Source organism: Butyrivibrio sp. AE2005, from assembly GCF_000686965.1.
Taxonomy (GTDB): Bacteria; Bacillota; Clostridia; order Lachnospirales; family Lachnospiraceae; genus Butyrivibrio; species Butyrivibrio hungatei_A.
On sequence record NZ_JMMD01000004.1, the window covers coordinates 41,869 to 65,501 of the forward strand.

Annotated in this window: 20 protein-coding genes; 10 read left to right on the forward strand and 10 right to left on the reverse strand. The window is 46.0% G+C overall.

Annotated elements, in window-relative coordinates:
* Nucleotides 1-5 precede the first annotated feature (5 nt).
* The 6 genes from DL92_RS20960 to DL92_RS0104805 all read left to right on the forward strand — a co-directional run bounded on the left by DL92_RS20960 (nucleotide 6) and on the right by DL92_RS0104805 (nucleotide 12,871).
* Complete coding sequence (locus DL92_RS20960) at nucleotides 6-164, forward strand: hypothetical protein (protein WP_155244368.1); 159 nt, start codon at nucleotides 6-8, stop codon at nucleotides 162-164.
* Nucleotides 154-309, forward strand: a complete 156-nt coding sequence (locus DL92_RS20965) for a hypothetical protein (RefSeq protein WP_155244367.1) — start codon at nucleotides 154-156, stop codon at nucleotides 307-309. Before DL92_RS20960 ends, DL92_RS20965 begins: the two co-directional genes overlap by 11 nt.
* Nucleotides 306-1,454, forward strand: coding sequence for a DUF5688 family protein (locus DL92_RS18255; protein WP_051212532.1), 1,149 nt, complete (start codon nucleotides 306-308; stop codon nucleotides 1,452-1,454). The genes DL92_RS20965 and DL92_RS18255 overlap by 4 nt, the downstream gene beginning before the upstream one ends.
* Before the next feature lie 72 nt (nucleotides 1,455-1,526).
* Nucleotides 1,527-10,433 (forward strand): YodL domain-containing protein, encoded by an 8,907-nt coding sequence (locus tag DL92_RS0104795; protein WP_026667055.1) that lies wholly within the window; start codon nucleotides 1,527-1,529, stop codon nucleotides 10,431-10,433.
* Between the two features lie 51 nt (nucleotides 10,434-10,484).
* Nucleotides 10,485-11,864 (forward strand): hypothetical protein, encoded by a 1,380-nt coding sequence (locus tag DL92_RS0104800; protein WP_026667056.1) that lies wholly within the window; start codon nucleotides 10,485-10,487, stop codon nucleotides 11,862-11,864.
* Between the two features lie 206 nt (nucleotides 11,865-12,070).
* Nucleotides 12,071-12,871: a helix-turn-helix domain-containing protein gene (locus DL92_RS0104805; RefSeq protein ID WP_002575858.1), complete on the forward strand. Its 801-nt coding sequence runs from the start codon at nucleotides 12,071-12,073 to the stop codon at nucleotides 12,869-12,871.
* A 511-nt stretch (nucleotides 12,872-13,382) separates the two neighbouring features.
* On the opposite strand, the gene DL92_RS18260 is transcribed toward DL92_RS0104805, so the two are convergent.
* From DL92_RS18260 to DL92_RS0104840, 6 genes are all read right to left on the reverse strand, one after another.
* The gene (locus tag DL92_RS18260) at nucleotides 13,383-13,544 is read right to left on the reverse strand and encodes a nuclear transport factor 2 family protein (protein ID WP_034468524.1); all 162 of its coding nucleotides are present in this window, start codon (nucleotides 13,542-13,544) and stop codon (nucleotides 13,383-13,385) included.
* Nucleotides 13,545-13,602: 58 nt separating this feature from the next.
* Nucleotides 13,603-14,388, reverse strand: coding sequence for an ABC transporter permease subunit (locus DL92_RS0104820; RefSeq protein ID WP_026667057.1), 786 nt, complete (start codon nucleotides 14,386-14,388; stop codon nucleotides 13,603-13,605).
* A 12-nt stretch (nucleotides 14,389-14,400) separates the two neighbouring features.
* Nucleotides 14,401-15,195: an ABC transporter permease subunit gene (locus DL92_RS0104825; RefSeq protein WP_026667058.1), complete on the reverse strand. Its 795-nt coding sequence runs from the start codon at nucleotides 15,193-15,195 to the stop codon at nucleotides 14,401-14,403.
* 13 nt (nucleotides 15,196-15,208) lie between these two features.
* Entirely contained in the window at nucleotides 15,209-16,096 is an 888-nt protein-coding gene (locus tag DL92_RS0104830; protein WP_026667059.1) for an ABC transporter ATP-binding protein, read from the reverse strand.
* Entirely contained in the window at nucleotides 16,093-16,710 is a 618-nt protein-coding gene (locus DL92_RS0104835; RefSeq protein WP_026667060.1) for a TetR/AcrR family transcriptional regulator, read from the reverse strand. The genes DL92_RS0104830 and DL92_RS0104835 overlap by 4 nt, the downstream gene beginning before the upstream one ends.
* 171 nt (nucleotides 16,711-16,881) lie before the next feature.
* On the reverse strand, nucleotides 16,882-17,127 hold the full coding sequence (locus DL92_RS0104840) for a DUF6061 family protein (RefSeq protein ID WP_026667061.1): 246 nt from the start codon (nucleotides 17,125-17,127) through the stop codon (nucleotides 16,882-16,884).
* A 177-nt stretch (nucleotides 17,128-17,304) separates the two neighbouring features.
* Here DL92_RS0104840 and DL92_RS0104845 point away from each other — a divergent pair, with 177 nt between their 5' ends.
* A complete protein-coding gene (locus DL92_RS0104845; protein WP_155843281.1) occupies nucleotides 17,305-17,595 on the forward strand; it encodes a hypothetical protein in 291 nt (96 codons plus the stop codon).
* A 16-nt stretch (nucleotides 17,596-17,611) separates the two neighbouring features.
* Nucleotides 17,612-18,595, forward strand: coding sequence for a zinc ribbon domain-containing protein (locus DL92_RS0104850; RefSeq protein ID WP_026667063.1), 984 nt, complete (start codon nucleotides 17,612-17,614; stop codon nucleotides 18,593-18,595).
* Nucleotides 18,596-18,645: 50 nt separating this feature from the next.
* Here the strand turns inward: DL92_RS0104850 and DL92_RS0104855 are convergent, their stop codons facing one another.
* The 4 genes from DL92_RS0104855 to DL92_RS0104875 form a co-directional block, all read right to left on the reverse strand.
* Nucleotides 18,646-20,097 (reverse strand): relaxase/mobilization nuclease domain-containing protein, encoded by a 1,452-nt coding sequence (locus tag DL92_RS0104855; RefSeq protein ID WP_026667064.1) that lies wholly within the window; start codon nucleotides 20,095-20,097, stop codon nucleotides 18,646-18,648.
* A complete protein-coding gene (locus DL92_RS0104860; protein WP_026667065.1) occupies nucleotides 20,046-20,390 on the reverse strand; it encodes a plasmid mobilization protein in 345 nt (114 codons plus the stop codon). The genes DL92_RS0104855 and DL92_RS0104860 overlap by 52 nt, the downstream gene beginning before the upstream one ends.
* A 438-nt stretch (nucleotides 20,391-20,828) precedes the next feature.
* Nucleotides 20,829-21,683 (reverse strand): nucleotidyl transferase AbiEii/AbiGii toxin family protein, encoded by an 855-nt coding sequence (locus DL92_RS0104870; protein WP_026667067.1) that lies wholly within the window; start codon nucleotides 21,681-21,683, stop codon nucleotides 20,829-20,831.
* Between the two features lie 16 nt (nucleotides 21,684-21,699).
* On the reverse strand, nucleotides 21,700-22,317 hold the full coding sequence (locus DL92_RS0104875) for a type IV toxin-antitoxin system AbiEi family antitoxin domain-containing protein (protein WP_026667068.1): 618 nt from the start codon (nucleotides 22,315-22,317) through the stop codon (nucleotides 21,700-21,702).
* Nucleotides 22,318-22,489: 172 nt separating this feature from the next.
* On the opposite strand from DL92_RS0104875, the gene DL92_RS20085 reads away from it, so the two are divergent.
* Together DL92_RS20085 and DL92_RS0104885 are read left to right on the forward strand one after the other, a co-directional pair.
* Nucleotides 22,490-22,927, forward strand: a complete 438-nt coding sequence (locus tag DL92_RS20085; protein WP_051625227.1) for a sigma-70 family RNA polymerase sigma factor — start codon at nucleotides 22,490-22,492, stop codon at nucleotides 22,925-22,927.
* Nucleotides 22,914-23,156: a hypothetical protein gene (locus tag DL92_RS0104885; RefSeq protein ID WP_155841028.1), complete on the forward strand. Its 243-nt coding sequence runs from the start codon at nucleotides 22,914-22,916 to the stop codon at nucleotides 23,154-23,156. Before DL92_RS20085 ends, DL92_RS0104885 begins: the two co-directional genes overlap by 14 nt.
* The last annotated feature ends 477 nt before the right edge of the window (nucleotides 23,157-23,633 follow it).

Sequence of the window (23,633 nt, forward strand, 5' to 3'; positions counted from 1 at the left end):
GCAACATGAAGAAAGCAGTAAAGGTATTACTGGGCATTGCGGCGGCAGGAACCATTGTTTCCGCCGTCGTTTATGCAGTAAAGAAGTACAAGGACAGAAAAAACAAGGATTTCTGTGATGATTATTTTAACTATATGGAGGAGGTTACAGAAGATGCAGAATAACAACGTGATCGCAACAGAGGTTGCAGAAAAGCAGAGGACAAGCGGCAAAGCCCGCTTCACAGCCTATATGCAGGGCATGAAGAAGTTGGAGCGTAAGGCACAGATGCAGAAGGAAGCTATGATGAAGGGAGGAACAAATGCATGAATTACGAAGAGTTTAAGCAGGAAGTGGCAGACCGTATCAAGGAGTTTCTGCCTGAGAAGTATGAAAATGCGGATGTTTCCATTCAGACCGTTGTAAAGAACAATGATCAGAAGCTGGATGGTCTTATGGTAAAGCTTGAGGACAGCAATATCGCTCCCAACATTTACCTTAACCAGTTTTATGAGCAGCATGAGGACGGCAGACCTATGGATGATATCCTGGCTGCAATCGCAGATGTCCGCACTCAGCATGAGATGTCACAGGATTTCGATGTTAGCAGGCTTACGGATTTTGACAGCGTGAAGGATCGTATCACCTGCCGTCTTATCAATGCAGAGCAGAATGCGGAGTATCTTGCAGATAAGCCTCATACCATGGTGGATGACCTGGCTGTTACATACCATATCGCAATCGGCAAAGAAGAGAGCGGCAATATGTCTGCTCCTATCACCAACAGGCTCATGGAAGGATACGGTGTGGATGTAGAACAGCTTCATCAGATTGCCCTCGATAACATGGACACACTTACTCCGGCAACCTTTAAGAGCATGACGGAGACCATGGTTGATATGATGCTTCCCGATATGATGCGAAGCGGAATGTCTGAGGAAGAGGCAAGGGAGGCCATCGCCGGTATGATCCCGCCTACACCTGATGAGATGATGTATGTACTTTCCAATGAGGATAAGCTTAACGGTGCGGCAGTTCTCCTTAACGATAAGGTCATGGATGATATCACCGAGAAGCTGGGTCAGGACTACTTCATTTTACCTTCGAGTGTGCATGAGGTGCTGATCGTACCTAAGAATGACCAGATGGATCTTAAGACACTGGAGAGCATGGTGCAGGATGTGAATGCCACACAGGTAGCACCGGAGGAAAGACTCTCCGATCACGTATATGCCTATGACGCAAAGGAGCATGAGCTTTTCCGTGCTGACAAGGCAGAGGAGAGAGCTGCGGCAAAGGAAACCGAGGCTTCAAAAGAAACTGCTGTAGTAAAGACTGCGGCAAAAGAGGAAAAGAAGCAGGAGCGTCCTTCCCTTAAGGAAAGACTTGCTCAGAAGAAAGACATTGTTGCCAAGAATGAGGCAACCAGGGAGCCTCGTCAGATGAATAAGGACAGAGGACAGGCTTTGGCATAAGGATTTTTGTTTTGGAACGGGAGAGGGGCAGCGATGTCCTTCTCCCATAATCTTTATAAGGAGAAACAGGCTATGGCAAGAAAATATGATGAGATCAAATGGCTTGCACAGGCTACGGCACAGGATTTATCGGCAGATATGGAAAAGTGGAAAGGATTCCTTACCACTGCCGGAAGGCTATACCGGTATCCTTTCATGGATCAGCTGCTTATCTATGCCCAGAGACCGGATGCCACAGCATGTGCAGAGCTTGAAACATGGAATCAGAAGATGAACTGCTGGGTCAACCGTGGGTCCAAGGGTATCGCTCTTTTGGATGAAAGCAGCGGCAGACCAAGACTTCGGTATGTATTTGATGTGTCAAATGTGCATCCCGGATGGAATGTTGGAAGACTCCCGTACATATGGCAGGTCAGGGAACGGAATGAACAGACAGTTCTCAACAGACTTGAAAACATATATGGAAAAACGGATGAAAGCAGACCTTTCGGAGATAGGCTGGTGGAGCTGGCACATCGTATTGCGGATGATTATTACAGGGATGTAATGCCTGATCTGCAGGACCGGGTGGATGGAAGCTTTCTGCATGGATATGATGAACTGAATCTTGAACTGCGCTTGCAAGAGACCATGAGAGATTCCATCGCATATACGCTTCTTACAAGGTGCGGTGTGGATACAGAACTTTATGATTTTGATTTTCGTTATCTGCATGAGTTCAGCGATGTGAAAACGCTGTCGGTACTTGGAAATGCAGTATCGGAAATGACTGAGCCGGTACTCATGGAAATCGGAAGAGCGGTAACGGTACAGGAACGTCATATCGCCAGATATGGCGAAGTAGAAAGACAAACGGAGAATATATCACAAGCCGTAGAAAAAAGCCAAAATTCGCTTGCAAATGAGGCTCAGAATGAATATAATGCTTTAAAGCGTGAAAGCGAGCGGCAAGGTGATATTTCCACCGATGATTATGAAAAAGGCGAAAGCGCTAATATTTCAGAACAAGGAGGAAATGACCATGGAACTGACTTACATGCAGAGCGGGGATTATCTGATCCCGAACCTGATCGCGAACAGCGAGCCGGAGGAACCCTTAACGAAGTACGGACTGATGCGGAGGAACTTCTTAAAGGAACACAGGAGAGGAACCTACAGCGGGATGATGTTAGAGGGGAATCTGAAGGAGCACTGCCTGATGATTCAGAAGCAGGCAGAGGAGAGGATGGATCTGTTGACATCCCAGATGGCGAAGTCCCAGGGAGTGAACGAAGCCCTGAAAGCATCAGACCAGATGAAGTGGGTGGGTCTGATGAACAACATCCGGGCATCGGCGGAGGAGATAGTTTTATCGGAGCTGATCTACAGCTAAACCCTCCGGATGCAGAACCCGAACAACTGAATATGTTTGACCTGTTCCCATCATTTGCGGAACAGGTGGGAACGATAGCAGCAGCGGAAGCAAGCGTGAAAACGAAGGCTCCCGCTGTTTTTATGCTAAAAGACGACCAGCTTCTTGATGTGATCAGATCCGGTGGTGGCAAAGAGAATAACCGTAAGCGTATCTATGCAAAGTACCAGGCAGGAAAAGATGCTGCGGAAATGACTGATTTCATAAAGAATGAGATCGGAACTACCGGTAAGGGCTTTGAATTTGACGGGCAGAGGGTATCTGTTTGGTTTAATGAAAATGGTATGAGCATCGCACCGGGCAATTCCGCTCAGGTGGACTTTGCCACTACCTATAGTTGGAGCCTTGTGGAAGAGTTCACCCGTCAGATGGTGGAAAACGGCTCATATATGTCGAGAAATGAAGCCTTTCTTGTGGACAGCACCGAACGGGCGAGGGTGGCTGATCAGATTTATTTCTTTTTCCGTGACGGCATTGATGATATGCCTGATTCTCTTTCTATCCAAGGAAGTAATTATCCCGACAGCCAGGCACATATCGTAGAGCTGCTATCTACCCATGAGGGAAGAGAGCTGCTTGCAGAGGAAATCGGCAGGGCTGCGGACAGGATAGAGAGCGGAGAGCTTCAACTTCGGTGGCGATATGTAAAAGAGCCGGAGTATCTGCTTTCAGAGATTGCCGACCTCGATGCTGAGCGTAGGGAGTTTCCTCTTGCAGATGAGGTAAATGTAAGGCTTGAAAACTTCATTACCCAGGATGAGATTGACAGCAGGCTCACCCATGGAAGCGGTGTATCGCAGGGACTTTTCCGTATCTATGATTATTTTAAGGAAGGGCATGACAGCAAAGATAATGTAGCGTTCCTTAAGAGCGAATACGGTACTGGTGGTCAGTCAGATGCACTGATTGGAAATGATAAGAGTTGGGAAGACCATGATGCAAAGGGCATTCAGCTTGACAAAGGCAGTATCATGGAGCCTTATACATCCGTGCTTCTTAACTGGAATGTGGTGGAAAAGCGTATCCGTGAACTGATTGCAGAGGATAAGTACCTGTCTCCAAAGGCAAAGGAAGCCTATGCAGAGTATAAAAAGGAGCAGGAAAAGGAAGCTCTTGCTGATGAGCAGGAAAAACTTGTTGATGCCATTGAAGCCGGGGATGCACAGGAAGAGCCTGAAAGCAAAGAGGCGGATCATAATCCCGAATTCGGTCCGCCTGTCGGACGGGGAGAGAATAGCCTTTGGTCGATAGTCCATGAAGCGGATGATGAAAATGATAATCCCCAGGAGTGGGCAACAAAGCTCCCTTCCGGTCAGTATGTATGGATAGACCGTGAGGAAGATGGTTCATATGGGATTCATCCGGTTGCTGATTCTCTTGCTGCTCCTACGGAGACCTTCAGGACTCTTGAAGAGGCGCAGGAGTATGTTGACGAGACCATGCGGGGAGAAGTGCTTAAAGAGCAGGCTTTAGAGCAGGAATCTTCAACATATACAATCTATCAGATATCGGATGAAGCTGAGGACAGACGGGATATCATCTTTGAAAATCTGGAGCACCTGCAGAACAGAGGACTGTCTGTTGATGCGGCAAACTATGAGGCAGTATATTCCGGAGAACTGGAGGAAAGCGCTACTCTCGATGACCTGTATGAGAAGTTTAACATAGACCATCCGGCAGATTACAAGGGACGCTCCATGTCCGTATCGGATGTGGTGGTATTGCATCAGAATGGTGAGGACAAGGCATATTTCGTGGATTCATTTGGATTTTCGGAAGTGCCGGAGTTTCTTCGGGAAAAAGAAGCAGTCCTTACTCCGGAGCAGGAGCAGGCAAAGGAGCTTATCAATGAGTTCTGCTACAGGGAGTATGATCATGATGCAGATTTCTCGGATCTTTCCAATGTGGAGATAGCTTATACCGACCTTATAGATGAAGCAGATGGAAAAGAGTACCCGATACAGGCTTCTGTAGACCTTGAGCATAACAGCATCCGCCTTGCGATTGACGGGCAGATCATTTCTCAGAATGAATATGATACCCTTACTGACCTTATAGAAAATGAGCTTAAGTACCTTGATTTTGACGAGCTTACCTATGTATCAGAAGAGGACTGGGAGAAGTTCCATAACATGGAGCTTACCGCAGAGGATATACAGAACATTTCCTATATTGGAGCGGAGTACAGCAATTTCGGGCATACTGCGGAGTATGAGCTTGAAGCCGATATCCGGGGAGAACATCAGAAGATCCGGTATGAGGTCACAAGGCATGACGGGGATGAAGAGAGCTTTTCCATCCATACTGAAAGTAACGATATTTATGACAGGCTTTCTGAACCGGAGCTACGCAAGCTGGAAGAGAAACTGTCAGATGAAGTAAGGGTCGGGCAGTATGAAAAGAAGATTGAAAAAGCTGATAGCCTTGATGCAGTTAAGAACATCCAGTATGAGTTTATGGATGATGAGAGCTTTCCAAGGAGGCTTGTCGGAAGGTTCTGGGAATCCTATAACGCAAGGGAAGCGGAACTGTCTGAAGACGCAAGAGCTGCGGCAAAGAATTTCCGCATTACAGATGATGACCTGGGAAAAGGCAGCGCAAAGGAAAAGTTCCGTGACAATATCAGGGCGATTACAACTTTGAAGCAGATCGAGGACGAACACAGGACAGCCACGCCGGAGGAACAGCAGATTTTATCACAGTACGTCGGCTGGGGTGGTCTTGCAGATGCCTTTGATGAAACCAAGAGTAACTGGTCTGCGGAATATCAGGAATTAAAGAGCATTTTGACACCGGAGGAATATAATTCCGCAAGAGAGAGTACCCTAAATGCCCACTTTACAAGCCCCGTAATCATAAGAAATATCTATGAAGCACTGGGACAGATGGGATTTGAAAAGGGAAATATACTTGAGCCTGCCATGGGTGTAGGTAATTTCTTCGGTATGCTGCCAGAGGAGATGCAGGACAGCAAGCTATACGGAGTGGAGCTGGATGATTTGACAGGCCGCATCGCAAAGCAACTCTATCCGCAGGCAGATGTGCGTATCAGCGGATATGAAAAGACCGATTTTCAGAATGATTTCTTTGATGTTGCTGTGGGAAATGTGCCGTTCGGGAATTATAAGGTAAGTGACAAGCCTTATGATAAGCTGAATTTCCAGATCCATGATTATTTCTTTGCAAAGACACTGGATAAGGTAAGACCGGGCGGTATCGTGGCATTTGTTACAAGCAAGGGAACCATGGACAAGCAAAGCCCGCAGGTGAGAAAGTACCTTGCTCAGAGGGCAGAACTGCTCGGAGCGGTGAGATTACCTAATACAGCTTTTAAGGAGAATGCCGGTACAGAAGTCACGTCCGACATTCTTTTTTTCCAGAAAAGGGACAGGCTTATGGATATCGAGCCGGACTGGGTACACCTCGGCATGGATGCAAACGGTATAGCCATGAACCAGTATTTTGCCGACCATCCGGAGATGATCGTAGGGAAAATGGAGATGGTATCGGGACCCTTTGGTATGGAGAGTACCTGTGTACCGGATGAGAGCAGACCATTTGAGGAGCAGCTTCGTGAGGCAATCAGCAATATTCATGCAGAATATGAAGCGGTGGAGCTTTCAGCGGACGAGCTTGGAAAGTCTGACCTTGAAGTAATCCCAGCAGATCCGAATGTGAAGAATTACAGCTTTTGTATGGTGGATGATCATGTGTATTATCGTGAGAATTCCGTCATGAAGCCTGCCGATGTGTCAGATACCATGGAAGACCGCATCAAAGGTATGATCGCTATCCGTGACTGTACGCAGGAACTAATTCAGATGCAGATGGAGGATTATCCCGACTCAGCCATTACGGACAAACAGGCAGAACTGAACGGATTATATGATAAGTTCTCCGATAAATACGGGCTTATCAGTTCTCAGACCAATAAGAGAGCCTTTAATCAGGATTCTTCATACTGCCTGCTCTGTTCTTTGGAGAAGCTGGATGATGAGGGGAAGTTTCTTGGAAAAGCGGATATGTTCACGAAGCGTACCATCAAACACGCAGAGGTGGTGACAAGTGTTGATACCGCAAGCGAGGCATTGGCGGTCTCCCTGGCTGAAAAAGCCAAGGTAGACCTTGACTATATGGCAGAGCTTACGGGAAAGGAAAAAGAAGCCATAACTGAGGAGCTTGCAGGAGTTATCTTCCGGAATCCGCTGACCGACCAGTGGGAGACAGCGGATGAATACCTGTCCGGTAATGTCCGTGAGAAGCTTTCCATAGCAAAGAACTATGCGGAAAATCACCCTGAGTATCAGGTGAATGTGGTGCATCTTGAACAGGTAATGCCGAAAGACCTTGAAGCATCGGATATAGAAGTCCGTCTTGGGGCAACATGGGTTGACCCGAAGTATATCGAGGACTTCATGCGTGAGACTTTCCAGACACCGGGATATCTTTTTGACCGGAATGTCATGGGCATACAGTATTCGGATGTGACCGGGCTTTGGAATGTAAAGGGTAAGAATGCAGACTATGGCAATACCCTTGCCAACATGACCTTTGGTACCGGCAGGGCGAATGCCTATAAGATACTGGAGGACAGTCTGAACCTTAAGGATGTGCGTATCTATGATACTATCGTGGAGGATGGCAAGGAAAAGAGGGTGCTGAATAAGAAGGAGACCACCCTTGCTGCACAGAAGCAGGAGGCAATCCGTGAAGCTTTTAAGGACTGGATTTTTAAGGATCCGGAGCGGAGAGCTGATCTTGTAAAGGTTTATAATGAGCGTTTCAATTCCACAAGACCAAGGGAATATGACGGCTCACATTTGCAGTTTCCGGGTATGACACCGGATATAGAGCTTAAGCCGCATCAGAAGAATGCGGTAGCTCATGTGCTGTATGGAGATAACACGCTCCTTGCACACTGTGTAGGTGCTGGCAAGACCTTCGAAATGACTGCGGCAGCTATGGAACTTAAAAGGCTTGGGCTTGCTCAGAAGTCGCTGTTTGTAGTACCAAACCACCTGACAGAGCAGTGGGCATCAGATTTCCTGCGTCTGTATCCCGGAGCGAATATCCTTGCGGCTACGAAAAAGGACTTTGAGCCTGCAAATCGCAAGAAGTTCTGCTCCCGTATAGCAACAGGCGATTATGATGCCGTGATCATCGGCCATACGCAGTTTGAAAAGATCCCGTTGTCACAGGAAAGGCAGGTGGCGATACTGGAGCGGCAGATAGATGAGATCACGGAGGCTATAGCACAGGCAAAGGCTGACAGGGGTGAGCGATATACCATCAAGCAGATGGAAAAATCCAAGAAGCAGCTCATGACAAGGCTTGATAAATTAAATGATCAGAGCCGTAAGGATAATGTTGTAACCTTTGAACAGCTTGGCGTAGACAGGCTTTTTGTGGACGAGTCGCATTCGTACAAGAATTTGTTCTTATATACGAAAATGCGGAATGTGGCAGGTATTGCACAGACTGAAGCTCAGAAGTCACAGGATATGTTTAACAAGTGTCAGTACCTCGATGAACTGACTGGTGGTAAGGGCGTGACCTTTGCAACCGGAACACCGATCAGCAACAGCATGACGGAGCTATATACCAATATGAGATATTTACAGTATGGTACGCTTCAGAAGCTGGGACTGGGACAGTTCGATGCATGGGCGGCTAACTTCGGTGATACACAGACGGCGATAGAGCTTGCACCGGAGGGAACCGGATACAGGGCAAAGACAAGGTTTGCAAAGTTCTTTAACCTGCCTGAGTTGATCGCACTCTTTAAGGAGAGTGCCGATATACAGACACCAGATATGTTAAAACTCCCTGTGCCGGAGGCAGAGTATGAAAATGTGACATTAAAGCCGTCCGAAGCGCAGAAGGAAATGGTGGCATCTCTGGCAGACAGAGCAGAGCGGGTGCGTAACCGTATGGTGGATTCATCCGTCGATAATATGCTTAAAATTACTAACGATGGGCGTAAGCTGGCACTGGATCAGCGTCTTATGAACGATATGCTACCGGATGATGAAAACAGTAAGTCCAGTGTTTGCGTGGAGAAAGCTTTTGAGATTTGGGAGGAGACAAAAGATAAGCGGTCAGCCCAGCTCATTTTTTGCGATTTGAGTACACCTAAAGGAGACGGAACCTTCAATGTATATGAGGATATCAGGGACAAGCTGATAGCAAAAGGAGTACCACCGGAAGAGATAGCTTTTATCCATGATGCGAATACCGAGACGAGGAAAGCGGAGCTGTTTGGCAAAGTAAGAAGCGGACAGGTCCGTTTTTTATTGGGATCAACGCAGAAGATGGGAGCCGGTACCAATGTGCAGGACAGGCTGATAGCACTTCATCACTTGGATGTGCCATGGAGACCCTCTGACATTGAACAGCAGGAAGGTCGTATCTTACGACAGGGCAATACTAATCCAAAGGTAAAGATCTTCCGCTATGTTACAGAGGGTACGTTTGATGCGTACTCGTGGCAGCTCATCGAGAACAAGCAGAAGTTCATCGGGCAGATCATGACCAGTAAATCTCCAGTCAGAAGCTGTGAGGATATTGACGAGGCGGCACTTACCTATGCGGAGGTCAAGGCTCTTGCTACGGGAAATCCTTATATCAAAGAAAAGATGGATCTCGACATCCAGGTATCAAAGCTGAAGCTCATGAAAGCGAACCATACCAGTCAGAAATACCGACTGGAGGATAATATCGCAAAGAACTACCCACAGCAGATATCAGCACTGAAGGAGCGTATCGCCGGAATGAAGGCAGATATTGCAACATACAATGCCAGCAAGCCTGCGGATAAGGATGTCTTTACCATGACGGTAGCCGGAAAGACCTATGATGACAGGAAGGAAGCCGGAACAGCAATCATCGGTATCTGCAAGGAGATGAAGCAGGCCAATGTGGCTGTGCCAATCGGTGAGTACCTTGGCATGAAGATGAATATAACCTTTGATTCATTTTTCAGGAAGTTTACGCTGAACATGAAAGGAAAACTCAGCCATGAAGTGGAGATTGGCTCTGACCCGTCCGGTAACATTACCCGTATCGGTAATGCCATGGAATCCATGACAAAACAGCTTGAGGATGCGATTGCGAAGCATGCCAATGTGGAACAGCAGCTTGAAACCGCAAAGATTGAGGTGGAAAAGCCATTCCCACAGGAGAAGGAGCTTAACGATAAGCTGACAAGGCTTGCAGAACTGAACAGCCTGCTTGATATGGATGAAAAAGGCGAGGATGCAGTTGATCTTGATGAAGATGCTCCAAAGCCGGAGAAAGAAACAGCAGAACAGACCGAGACGGTAATGCCGGCACAGGAGGCTACCAAAGAGGCAGGTCACATATCGGAGGATAAGGCTGAAATAAGCGAAAAAGCTGAGGAGGCTGATATATCAGAAACAGAGGATATGGGGAACCCTGCAACAAAACCGGAGACAAAAGAGGAAAGACCGTCCCTTGTCGCAAGGCTTAATGAGAAGAAGGCGGTTGTAGCTGCCATGGATCAGAAAGCACCTGCGGTAGCAAAGAAAAAAGAAGAGGTTATAGCATAAGATCAAAGGGCTTCGGGGATTATCTCCGGAGCCTTTTAGAAAGGAGCTGAAATGGCAAAAGACGAAACAAAAGGCGAAAGCCTTAACGATGCCGCTGTCATAAGCGCATTTAAGGATAAGACCAAAGAGAAGTTCCATGAGCTTGACGGCATGGATCCTGAAACGATAGAAGCTAATGTTAAAACAATAGTGCAGGGCATAGTGAATGATTATGGGATGGATGTAATCATTGAGGATGTCGTTGTATCCGGCAGTCGTTGCAGGGGTATGGAGGAGAAAGGAGCTGACCTTGATGTGGTGTTGTATTACAGCGGCTCGGTGAGGGAGGACGATCTGTTTAACACTCTTAATCAGGGAAATATCATTATGGGTGGTGTAAAGCTCGATATAAACACGATATCACAGGAACAGCATGGGAGTCTTTCCGAGTATCTGACCGGTGTGGAAGCGTACCTTACAGAAAAACAGGCTCAAATAATACAGGAAGCACAGCAGCGTAACACAGAGATAACCTATACCGTTGCGGAGTGCGGCGAATTTCACAGCATGGGAACCTATCATGAGGGAATTTCCACTATAGAAGAGGCAAAAGCTCTGTTTGAGAGCATCCGTGAAAATCATAGCAATATGATCCCTGCTGTCGGCATCAACATACATGAAGCTGGGACACCGGAGATAGATGATGTGCAGATGGATGTCCTCTATGGAAACACCATAGATCTTGATAATCTGCGGTATGTTCCTCAGATATGGAATGATCAGGAGGGACTGTCAAAGATCGGGCAGATCATAGATGCATTCCCGGATGTAAAGGTAATCGGGACACTGCCGGGATTGACTGTACAGGATAGACCGGAACAGGATATGGATGCCGTAAAGCCGGTATATGTGGACGAGGCTGCGAAGCTGGCGGCTGAAATAGACCGCTTTTCCAGTGACTTTGATCCCTATGAGTACAAGGATACGGTCGATAACTGGGAGTTACAGGTGCAGAATATAGCGGATGATATCCGAAACGGCAATTCTGCGGATTATAAGAAGTACCTGGGAACTGTGATAGAAGAGAGTGACAACATCGAGGATGTCCGCAAGGCGGCGGAGCTTCTTGTGAAGTTGGCTGAATACAAGCCGCTTGCCAAGGTGGAGGAGCTTGAGGAGGTAAATCTGAACCAGATCGACAATGTACTCAGCAATACGGTTCCAAAATCTGAGGAGAAAAGGGAAGCCCGGCAAGCGGAGCAGGAACGCTTGGAAGAGCTGCAACGCATCGAGGAAGAGGAAAGAAAACGCAGGGCAAGAGGGGAACGCCCATCACTACGGGCGAGACTTGCGGCCAAGAAAGCTATAGTAGCCGCAAACAGTGCAGTCCCCCAAAGAGAAACACAGCGACAGGTGCAAAATGAGCCGGTAAAACCACATATTGAGCTTTAAAGGTGTTTTTATTGGACAGGTAAATTTGTAATATGAGATCAGGATGGGGAAATACCCTGTTCTGGTCTCTTTTTTTATATCAGGTCAAATTTCGTGAAGATGTAGCAAATGGTAAAATAAAACTGTAAATGCCTATGCCGTTATGCTATGAGCATAGTACATAGCATAACGGCTTCTCTTTCGTTGAGCTAGCAAGGAGGGTGAATATGTCTTTATCCATACAAGAGCGATTAAAAGACCTACGTGTGGAGCGTGGCTTGACGCTGGGGCAGCTTGCGGAGCAGACCGGGCTTTCCAAGTCTGCGCTGGGCAGTTACGAAACGGAAGACTTCAAGGACATCAGCCACTATGCCCTTATCCGGCTGGCGAAGTTTTACGGTGTGACCGCTGATTATCTGCTGGGGCTGTCTGAAATGAAAAATCACCCAAACGCCGATCTTGCAGACCTGCGTTTGAGTGATGAAATGATTGACCTGCTGAAAAGCGGGAGGATAGACAATACCCTGCTGTGTGAGCTGGCGGCGCACCCGGATTTCCCCCGGCTGATGGCTGACCTTGAAATCTATGTGAACGGAACGGCACTGAAACAGGCGCAGGGTGCAAACGCCATAGTGGACACGATGAGCGCAACTGTTATAAAAAAGCATAATCCTGGCATGAGTGATACGCAGTTAAGACAGCTTATCACCGCCCATATTGATGAGGACGAGTTTTGCCGCTATGTGATACAACGGGACATAAACGGGATTGCCCTTGCTCTGCGGGAAACACACAAGGACGATTTTTTCAGCGTCCCAGAGGATAACCCGCTAAAAGAAATGCTGGAAACTGCTGGTGAAATCGTCAGCCAGGACAGCGACACGGAACAAGCGTACTTGGCGTTTATCTGCAAACGGCTCAAGCTGAATTTTAGGAAGCTGTCAGTAGAAGAACGGAAGTGGCTGAAAAAGATTGCGGAAAAATCCGACTTGCTGAAGAATCCAAAACCGCAGAGAGGACGAAGATAAAAAATGCCTGAAGGGCGTGTCCGCACAGGGACATCTTGAAATTGAAGGTACTACACCAGCCGATTGAGGGATGAAACGAAAAATCCGAGGCAGAGAGATATTCTCTTCCTCGGATTTTTTTATTTCAATAGACTCTCCGCCTCGAACTTGGTATATTGTGTTGCTGAGAAATGCGGTGCCATACACCACACATGGTTCGGAAAGTATGCTGTGAAAAAATTGCATCTTTTTTAATGCTGTCAGCGGTCTTTCCCTCTTTTCTCTTGTACGCATTGTATCGTCAGAGGCGTGGTTCAGAGCTTCCTTGTAACCCAGAGAGCAACGACCTGTATGTTTGGCTTCAGGAAGCCGCCCGCATCGACGAAGAAGAATATTCCTTCCATGGCATCCATACTGTCGATTTTCCAGTTCCCGGAGGGCCTGTAATTACAATAATTCTTCCTCGCTCCATTTTCGCCCTTCCTTCAACTTCGTGCTCTGTTCACCTTTTCACAACGATTCAATAGGCAAATTATGCTGTAAACATTTCACGGATTGCATCTATCCCAATCACGGGATCATTGGTCACCTGATGATTGGTTGCGTTATCATGGTACAAGCTCATAATTGCCTCTACATCATGGTTGTTAAAGGCATCTACCCATTTACATACTATTTCTTTTGGCCGTAACATAAATATTTCCTCCATATATCGTTAGCTGCTGTTTTCAAGATACACGATTCATGTAACATCACAATTCCCGCCGTTTCCACTGATCCAGGGCAGCTGCGACACAAATACCTGCCACAACGATCGTTAAGACGAGATAGGGAAGGTGGAAACCGTGCAGTGCTACCTCGTACACATCAAAATAACGCAATGGGGTCAGGTAGTCCAGGAAATGATTTCCTGTGTACTCGGCAGTAAAGGCCAACCCATAGGCAGCCAGCATGGAAATTGTTCCTGTCCGCACCGCAGCCTTATAGGATCGAAGCACACTGGAAAACAGCAGACCCAGGGCAAAAAAGAGAGTCTGGGTAAAGAACATTCCCATCGTTGTGGAAAGCACCGCTCCCGGCTGATCCAGACCGCCCAAAGGAAGAACGATCGTGAAATAATTACACACGCCGCTGAACAGGGCGAACACCAGCAGGTTCACTGCCGAAACGATCACCTTCGCCAGAACAATGGTTTTCCGCTTCACAGGCTTTGTGAACAGGTATTCCGATGTTCCGAATTTCTTTTCCCTTGCCACACAGGACAGTCCCAAAGACATGGCATAAGGAAACGCCAGCAGTCCCTCCCAGAAATAGATGCACACATACCAGCCGGTGGATGTCGTCAAGTCGCCTTTGACTCCGAACATGATCATGATCAGTCTCGGAAATTGGCTGACCATCGCTGCCATTTCATCCAGACTGTCCCGTAGGGACAGAAGCTCAAAATAGCAGAAACCGCACAGAAGCAGCATGATTCCCAGCCAGATCAGCAAAAGTCTTCTGGTTTGGCGGAATTCATTTTTAATCAATGTTTTCATGTTCACACCTCCTTAGCTGCGGAACTGAATGTCTTTTTTCAGAAAGACACCGTAAGAAAGCACCAAAAACAGGGCAAACAGCAGCACACACCATCCAAGATACCGGAGGTCATAGAAGCCGTTTTTGGAGATATCAGCGGCTCCGAAGAAAGAGTAGGGAGACAGAAAGCTGATAGCTCGGTTACTGACGATGTTGGAGAAGCTGGTAATGCAATACTCCACAAATACGACTAATCCGGCGGTCAGCAGCGGACTGCGGTTGCGGGAAAACAAAATTCCCACCATCAGGCCCATTGCAGCGAAGAACAGCGTAACAAGGGTCAGGGACAGGGCAATCAGGAAAAACTCTCCCCAAGGAGTTCCGGAACGGAATATTGCCATGGCGAAAAGGGAAGCCAGCAGATACCCCGTACCCACAATCGCCACGCCGACAAACACGGTCAATGCCTTTGCCCAATAAATTGCTTTCCGGGGAAAGGGCTTTGTAAACAGATATTCCGAGGTTCCTTCCGTACATTCTCTGGTGTGAATGGAAATGCCGAAGTGCATCCCAAAAATGCCGGAGGCAATCATGAAAAAGCTGGTCAGGAACCCATAAATGCCCAGCGAAGAGGTTAGGTATTCCATCGATACGCCGACACTCCTGTAAAAGTCCGTGGTGCCCATGGTTTCAAAGAGTTCCACGGAGGCAGCATCCAGAAAGCTGTAATAAGTCGGCGTCATCAAAAAAATACACAGTGCCAAGGCGATAGCCCAGCCCAGGATATAGGTTCGATGCCTTTTCAGTTCATATTTCAAAATGACCATGCCTAACACCTCCTTACGCATAGTAGTGCATGAAGATTTCCTCCAAAGAGGGCTCTTCCAAAAGCACATCGTCCAAATGCAGCAGGTGAAGCTTGTCGATGATCGCTGTGATATTGCCGTTATACATAAAGGAAACAGAGGTCTTGTCAGGACTCTCGGTGTAGTTGGCAATGCCGGGCAATCCCCAGAAGTCACGGGGAATGGTTGTTTTGACGGTGATGCTGACCTTTTTATAGCCGCTTTCCCGAAGCTCTTTGATGGACTGAATGCCCACGAGCTTGCCTTCTTTTAAGATTGCCACCCGGTCACACAGCTTCTGTACTTCGCTGAGGACATGGGATGAGAAGAAAATGGTGGTTCCCCGGCTGTTCTCCTCCTTCAGAATATCGTAGAAAGCCTGCTGGATCAACGGGTCTAAGCCGCTGGTAGGCTCGTCCATAATCAGCAGCTTGGGCGAGGTCATGATGGCAGACACAATCCCCACCTTTTTCTTGTTACCCAGAGACAGGTCTGCTATTTTCCGGGTCAAATCCAGATTGAGGCGCTCAGAAAGCTCATACATTTTCGTTTCGCAGTCCCTGCCGTACAGGTCAGCGGTGTATTGCAGCAGTTCCCGTACCTTCATGTTTTCATAATAGCTGTTCTCGCTGGGAAGGTAGCCCACATCTCTGGCAATGACACTGGCCTTGGTCTGGCAGTCCAGACCGAAAATAGAGGCGTTGCCGCCGCTGGGATGGATCAGGCCCATCAGCGTGCGGATAGTGGTGGATTTTCCTGCACCGTTGGGGCCAATGAAGCCGAAAAACTCGCCCTCATTCACCGAGAAACTGAGGTCGTTGATCCCCCGATGGGTTCCATAGTGCTTGGTCAGCTGGTTTAAGACAATTGCTTGCTCCCTCATTTTTGATACTCCTCCTTATAAAAATTTTTCCGCAGAATTGCGATGTTCTTCTCAAAATCCTCCATGACAGCCTGAAAATCGAAAGCCGCCGCCCCCCGGTACCGGGCTGCATAGCCCTCGGCCATCAGAAGCAGCATTTGAAAGACCGGCTGGGCATCCTCCGGGTCTTTGAATTTCAAAGCGTCCTCCTCCCGAAGAACCATATCGTTTCTGAAGCTGCAGGCTTCCTCTGTCAGAATCACCAGCGCATCGGCTACTTCGGGAGAAGTTTCTTCCCAGACGCTGGTAATAAACTGCAGGGTGAAGGGCTGATTTTGGAAGCTCTCCATTTCCATGCGGCTGGATGCCAGGATCCTGTCGAACAAATCCGTTTTGGAATCCAGATGTGCTTTTTCAAATAATTCTTCAATGACCTTTTTACAGTATTCCAGCAGATAAATATAGAGCTGTTTTTTGCTTCCGAAATACTGAAACACAGACGCTTTGGAAATGTGTGCGGCTACCGCAATATCATTGATTGAGGCTTTTTCATAACCAAACTTGCCGAAACACTGGAGCGCCGCATTGAGAATAGCCGTTCTCTTTTCTTCGGTCAGGGCCAAAAATTTGTCCAATTCATTTTCTCCTTTTTACATAATAACCGATTCGGTTATTTAGAGTATAGCACCAATAACCGAATCGGTCAAGCAATAAAAATTATCATTTGAAAACAGATACTCACCTAAAAAGCCGTCTGTACAAGCATTTCTCATGCCCGCACAGACGGCTTGCTTTATCTCTGGTAATCAGTCCAAAGGGTTGTATTCCGTAACGGTTTTCAAGTATGTTTCCGGGTCACCATTGAGAATTAAATTCACATAGGCTACCGGGTCATTGTATATCAGATAGTCAAGCTCTGACCTCTGGTACATATTGTCTGCGACCTCGTTCTCAACGGCGGTGCAGTCTATAGAAATCATGCTGCCATCAGCGAAGCAAAGCTCCACACAGGCAGTATCGATATTAAATTCACAAGTTAATAAATCGCTCATTTTGATTTTCTCCTCATTTTGGTATCCTATTTTCGCAAGTCTGACTCTCCAGAAATATTGGTAAATCTTTGGTAAAATTGAGAGCGAAACACAAAAAACGCTTATTTTCAGGTCTTATAAGACGATTTGAGACTTTTCATCATGCCCGGTAAATCCTGCCGTGGCATTGGACTGTTTATGGGAGATAACAAAAAGAAAAAGGCACATATAGCTGTAGGTGCAAACGAGGTGGCTATAACGGAAGCTATGACAGAATGCACGGAAAGAAATTATAACAGTGTAGTCATGCTGTTTAAGGGTGCCGGCTTTTTGAATGTAACTGCGGTGCCGCTCAATGATCTTAATATGTTTAATCAGAAGAAAAATGGGCAGGTAGAAGAGGTTACTATCAACGGAAATAACGAGTTTGAGGAAGGAGATATCTTTCCGAAAAATTCTAATGTGCTGATTACCTACCATAGCAAGTAGGAGAAGGGAGAAAAATATGGCTTTTTGTACGAATTGTGGAAGTGAGATTCCTGAAGGAACAAAGTTTTGTGCTAATTGCGGTGCGCCGGTAGGTAATGCTCAGAATGATGGGACCAATGCTGGCGGAAATAGTGTGCCGGAAACTTCGTCTGTATCTTCGGCATATGCCGTAAATAATCAAAGCGTATATGAACAAGATGTATATCAACAGCAGACCAGTAAGAGAGGACTGGTGGAGACAGATAATGTAAGCGGCCTTGAAAAATATGGAAAGTTCATAGGTATAGGTCTTTTAATCCTTGCAGTGGTTGATTTCGCCACTGATCCGCCAATACTTACAATAATACTTTCAACGGCAATTATCGGAGGAGCGATCTTTTGCCTTACAAAGAAGTATAAGCTTAAGGGCTTCCCTATAGCAGCTATAGTTCTTGCAGCATTTTGTCTTTTAGCGGGAGTAAACCAGGCAAATAGATATGGCATGTTTAAGATTCCCGGTAATGATAAGATAGCCGAGGATTTAACGGAGGAGCGGGCATCAACAGCAACAGCAACCGAGCAGGTAGCAAGTGAACCACCGTCCGTGAATGATGGGACTAAGACAGAACTGTTTAATCAAAAATTGGATAATGAACCTGCAGGCAATCAGGATGATGCTGTGGCTGCAACGGATTCCGATATGACAGATGAGAGCAAGGACGAGGATATCACTGAAACCACTGATCAAACATCTGGCGTGGATCCGGATTTAAAGGCATTTCTTGATAGTTACGAGGAATTTGTTGATGAGTATGTAGTGTTTATGAAGAAGTATATGGCAGATCCAACAAATGCCGTTTCAATGCTGAGTGAGTATTCTGAGATCATGGGAAAATATTCAGATTTCGCGGAAAAGGTAGATCAGTATGATTCAAAGGAAATGTCTACTGAAGATGCCAAATACTATCTTGAGGTGACCACGAGGTGTTCGCAGAAGATGCTTGATATTTATTCAAATTGACGTAAAGGATTAGTTGAGAATTTGAGGGAGTGGTATTCACTCCCTCTGTTTTAAGTTCTACTTTTATCGTGCCCTGTAGTGACTTGCTGTTGAACATAATCGTGAGAACTGTCTCTTCCAACATACTTTTGTACGTTGTCCATTTTCTGTTGAAGTGATTGGACTTCATTCTCAGCAGATTTATAAGTTTTTTCGAGGATAGTCTTTCGAGATTGCATGGCTTCATAGTCGGCCCGTATCTCTGACGGCTCGACAGATTTTGGGTCAAGTCCCATCTTTCGAAGCATTCGTTCAGCACCGTCATATAGAATAAGCTGAGTTTCATGCATACGAAGGTATCTGTCCGGATCCTTGGATTTCTTGTATTTATCCTGAAAGGGTTTATTGTCCCTGTACTGTTCCGCATATAGGAGCAGTTCGGAGACTTTTTTCATTTGATGCTCCAGCTCTACAAGCTCAGTACGGGCAGATTTCGCCTCGGCAGTCTTTTTGTCAATTTGCTTCTGAAGCTGAGAAAGGTTATCTGCAACGGCATAGCTGGCGGCGGCAGTCTTAAGGTTTTTGACGGAAGCCCAGTGCTGGAGACCGGGGCTGTTTTGAAATTTTTCTCCAGAGGTATCTATGAGCGTTCTGCTTGCACCGGTTCTGGTGACGATATCCTTCTTTGGTATCTTGATCCGTGATTTCTGCTTTGGAGCTTCTGTGGTGTTTGGCTCCTGTACAGTTTGTTCTTTTTTCTGCCATTTCTCGGGATTTTCAATCCTGTCTTTGATTTCTTCTTTTGTATAACCTGCTCCAAAATTGCGGAAGCTGCCACGCACAGGTCGCTCTTGGCCCGGGGCGGTGAACTTTATGTATTTTGCGTGAGGATCTCCGATTATTTCACCGGTAACTGTATAGCCTTTTTCTCTGATAAGGCGTAAAAAGTCCTCGTAGGATTTGGCGATTCTAGTGCATTCGTCAATATCCTCTTGAAGCCGCTTTTTCCAAGATGTGCCTTCCTGCTCAGCTTTCCACTGAACATATTTTTTGCCTTTTCTGCCACTTGGTTCGATGATGGAAAGACCATGTTCTTTGCATAATTCATCACTAAGCTGCCTGATGTGATAATAGCTTTTCTTGCAGGCATTATATTTTTTGTGATCTATGTTATCGGCGGCGCAAAATATAATGTGATTATGTGGGTGACCTTTATCGGTATGCGTTGCGACAACATAGGAGTATTTGCCACCGAGCAGTTTGTCTGCAAGTTCAATTCCGATACGATGTGCTTCTTCATGAGAAACCTCGCCTTTTGCAAAAGACTGGATCAGATGATAAGCCTGATTTTTGTCGGATTGTTTTGTTCGGGAAAGAGCATAGTCAAAGTCATGCCTGGCTGTTTCGGGACTACAGCCAAATGAATCAACGAGCAGTTGCTGCTCGGTCTTATCCGGGTTGCAAATATAAGCTACAGCTTTTGTAACGGTACTTTTGATAGCATGGATTCGTGTGTATGCCATATCTTATCCATCAGCTCCTTTATCTCATTTAGATCTTCTTCGTAAGCGTTCCCTGTTTTCATAATCCGCTCTCTAATCATGTTTATGTTTCTGCCGAGGGCGGCTATCTGGTAGTTGTATTCCTTCAGCCCGTTATAGTCGATGTCATAGACATAACCGTATAAGATCAGGTGGCGGATATACTCGGATATATTCCGCATTTTGGATTCTTTGATTTTCTCATCGAGGACATATTTTTCATTTTCGCTCAGATACACCTGGATGGGTATCTTGCGATCACGTTCTCTGCTCATATAGGACACTTCCTTTCAAAATTGCCGTATCCGGCGGGTATCTTTTTTGGCAGATCTGAATCATTTTCACAGAGGAAAGAAGGTGCAGGTTCTGCATTAACGGGGGTCAGGGGGAGTATCCCCTTGCAAGCTCATTTGCGTCATTTTCCGACAGGAGAAATGACCAGCAAATGTGGATGTGTCATGACACATCCAATGCTTGGTATTCTTCTTGCAAATCCCTTCGGATTTGCGGGTTCAGACTGCCATAGGGCAGGCGGCTTTGAACCCATAACGCCGTATCCGGCGATTGCTTTTATGCTTTTGTACTGTGGGGAATATAAAGGAAAAATAAAAAACTGCCACAGTACGGGCGCACGGGTGCACCGATAATAGTAGCAGTTTAGGTGTCTTATAAAATTTGAACTGAGGTCATGTTAGCAGAGCAGGAACCTGACGTCAATTATTTTCCGGAATGTTCTCAAGATATTTTCCGACTACAATAGCATTATCGACCACTTCATCAAATGAGAGCCTGGCTGCATATGTCTCGTCGGCAATGTAATTGCTCCAGTCATTTGCCAGAGATTCTTCTGCTTTTACATCAGCGCAGATGGATTCATATTTTTTCAAAAGTTCAAAGGATCCTCTTTTCTTGGCAGCATGCTCTACAGCCAATCTGAAATGTGCCGGATTGATGGAATCCCTGTAAAGATGGAAGAGAACATACAGATCATAGAAGTCCCTTGATCTGGTATTCCCGATGCCTCTGCGGATAACTGTTTCATATTTTTCTGCAAGGATCGTTTCCAAAGTATAGGCATATACATCAATGTCCTTTTCATCGAACATGGTATGAAAAGAATACTCGATAGCTGCAGGTGTGATCTCATCCCCGGTGGTGATGTCAATCTTCATTTTGTTCTTTATCTTGCCGTACTCTGCAACAAAGTGAACTCGGAAATTGTTATAATCATCATCTTCACGGATAGGCTCGATCTTCTCAAAACGGAAGATGATTCCGTCTCCGGTATCAATGTCGAAGATCTCTTTTACGATTTTTTCAATGTTTTCTTCGTCCATATCTATTCCACGAACAGTTGTATCCATGTCCATGGTGGTTCTTTCAGAAATGCCAATCATGGAAGAAATCAACAGACCGCCCTTAAGGACAAAGTTCTTTTTATATGGAGAGAGGGATAATCTCTCCAGAATACGCTCGAACATAAAAATCTGTAATACTTCCTGAGCGTGAAGATCTTTCTCTTTGGCTATATTGCGGATCGCGCCTTTAAGCTGCTCCGGTGTTTTCATCTGTGGTGTGCTCCTTTCAGCCTGTCAGTATATCCATGTAATCTCGGACAGGTCTTTCTATATGGAAGATCTTAGCATATCTGATAAGCTGCGCATGGTCGTTAGTTCGGTCATTAAAGTATTCGTGCAGAGCCTGCAGATATAACTGCTTATCTATCTTGTCTTTTTTCTTGATCAGGTCAATTATACATCGTTCCTTATCATACAGACGGACTTTGTTTCCGTCCGGTGTCAAGGTCTCTGTAATGCCAACACTCCATTTATCGGCATTTATATAATGTAATCTGATATTCTTATTGTCCTTTTTTAACCGGGTTGCATTAAATCCCTGTGGCACGGAGACATCCCATACGTGGGGAGTACGGTCGGACATATCCCAAAGGTAAAGGGCAGTGCCATAGGAATAAACTACTCTTGGGTTGTTCGCCTGTATGATCTGGAGATCATCCGGGAACTCATCTGCATAATAATATATTCCACGAGCTTCTTTTACAAGAATGCCTTCATCAATAAAGGTGGGTATCAGTACACGGCTGATACCTGCTTTTTCTATCTGGGATGTTGTGATCATGCCGCCGGTCTTCTCGGCCATTTCTTTTAGCATTTCAATTCTTTGTTCTCGAAGTTTTGACATTTTGCATCACCTCCTCGAAACTAACGCACTTTAATTATATAATAGTAAAGTCTAAATGTAAAGTTTTGAAAGAAAAATAATTTTTTTCAAAATTTATACCCACATTTGGACCTCGAAAATACTTCTCTGTAATGAAGGACGGAATCAGGAGCCAATTGTAGAAAGGATAACTATGAGCGGCTATGAATTCGATCCAAAAGATAAAGATGGGAGTTTAAGGGACAGGTTTGACTGTTACTGCAAGGAGGTGATTGGTAGAGCAGCACACAACCTGGTATTCAAACAGGCACAGTACCTGATCCTTCATTTTGGCGGCGGTGAGATAGATCCGTCGATGATGATGCATGAAGATGAGCATGACAACCTGTACGCAGTAAAAATGACAGTACGGGGCAAGGATGTCTTCATTGGAGATGAGCGCCTTGCAAAATTGCTCCCCAAATTACAGAAACGAAAGCGTGAGATTTTACTTATGTATTACCTGCTGGATATGACGCTTGAGGAAATCGCTAACGAGCTGGGCATTGAGTACGAGACAGTAAAATCAACAAAATCGAAGGCGATTAAAGAATTGAGGAAAGGAGCGGCAAGTGAAAGTGAAGAGGCGTAAATATACTCCGCCGGAGGCTGATCTCATCAGGCCAGCTATTACCGGCAATATTGTTGCGCTGTTTGATGTGAGAGCGCACTATGACAGGCTTATGCGTTATAAGTTGAACAAAGAGATAATGGCCTTGTCAGAGGCTATAGGCTTCAGCCCCGATATGTTTGACTTTGACAATCTCCTCGGGGATATTGGCGTTATCCTCGATAACGCAGTAATGAACTTTAAGGAATAATCAACTATAACGATAACTCCTGATTCCTATCGCCTTCATTATTTATTATTTGTCATTCTCATAAGGTGCATAAGCCTAAAAGCGGTGTAGCAGCTGCAGGTGTCGCTTATGTACCTTTCGGGCTGACAAGTCCGGCGTTAGGAATTACCACCGTAACGGTGGCACTGAACTTTGAAAACTGAATATTGTTGTACTTTGCAGAACAACCGGAGCGTTAAGCCAAACAGCAAGTACGCCATGATGCGGCTCTTATATTTAGGAAGAAAAGCGAATTTCTCTATGAGCTGTGGAGCGTCGTATATGTTGCTGAGAATAGGATTGGGGATCCTATGGCAATGATGCGTTCCTTAGTTAAAGTTACTTCCCCGGAGAGTGGGGGCTGATGAAGCTGGTGGAATTCCAATGTGATCTGTACCCAGGATCACTGCAAAGTATTTTTTTAAGAAAAAGGTTTATCGGTCAATAAAAGCGCATTTG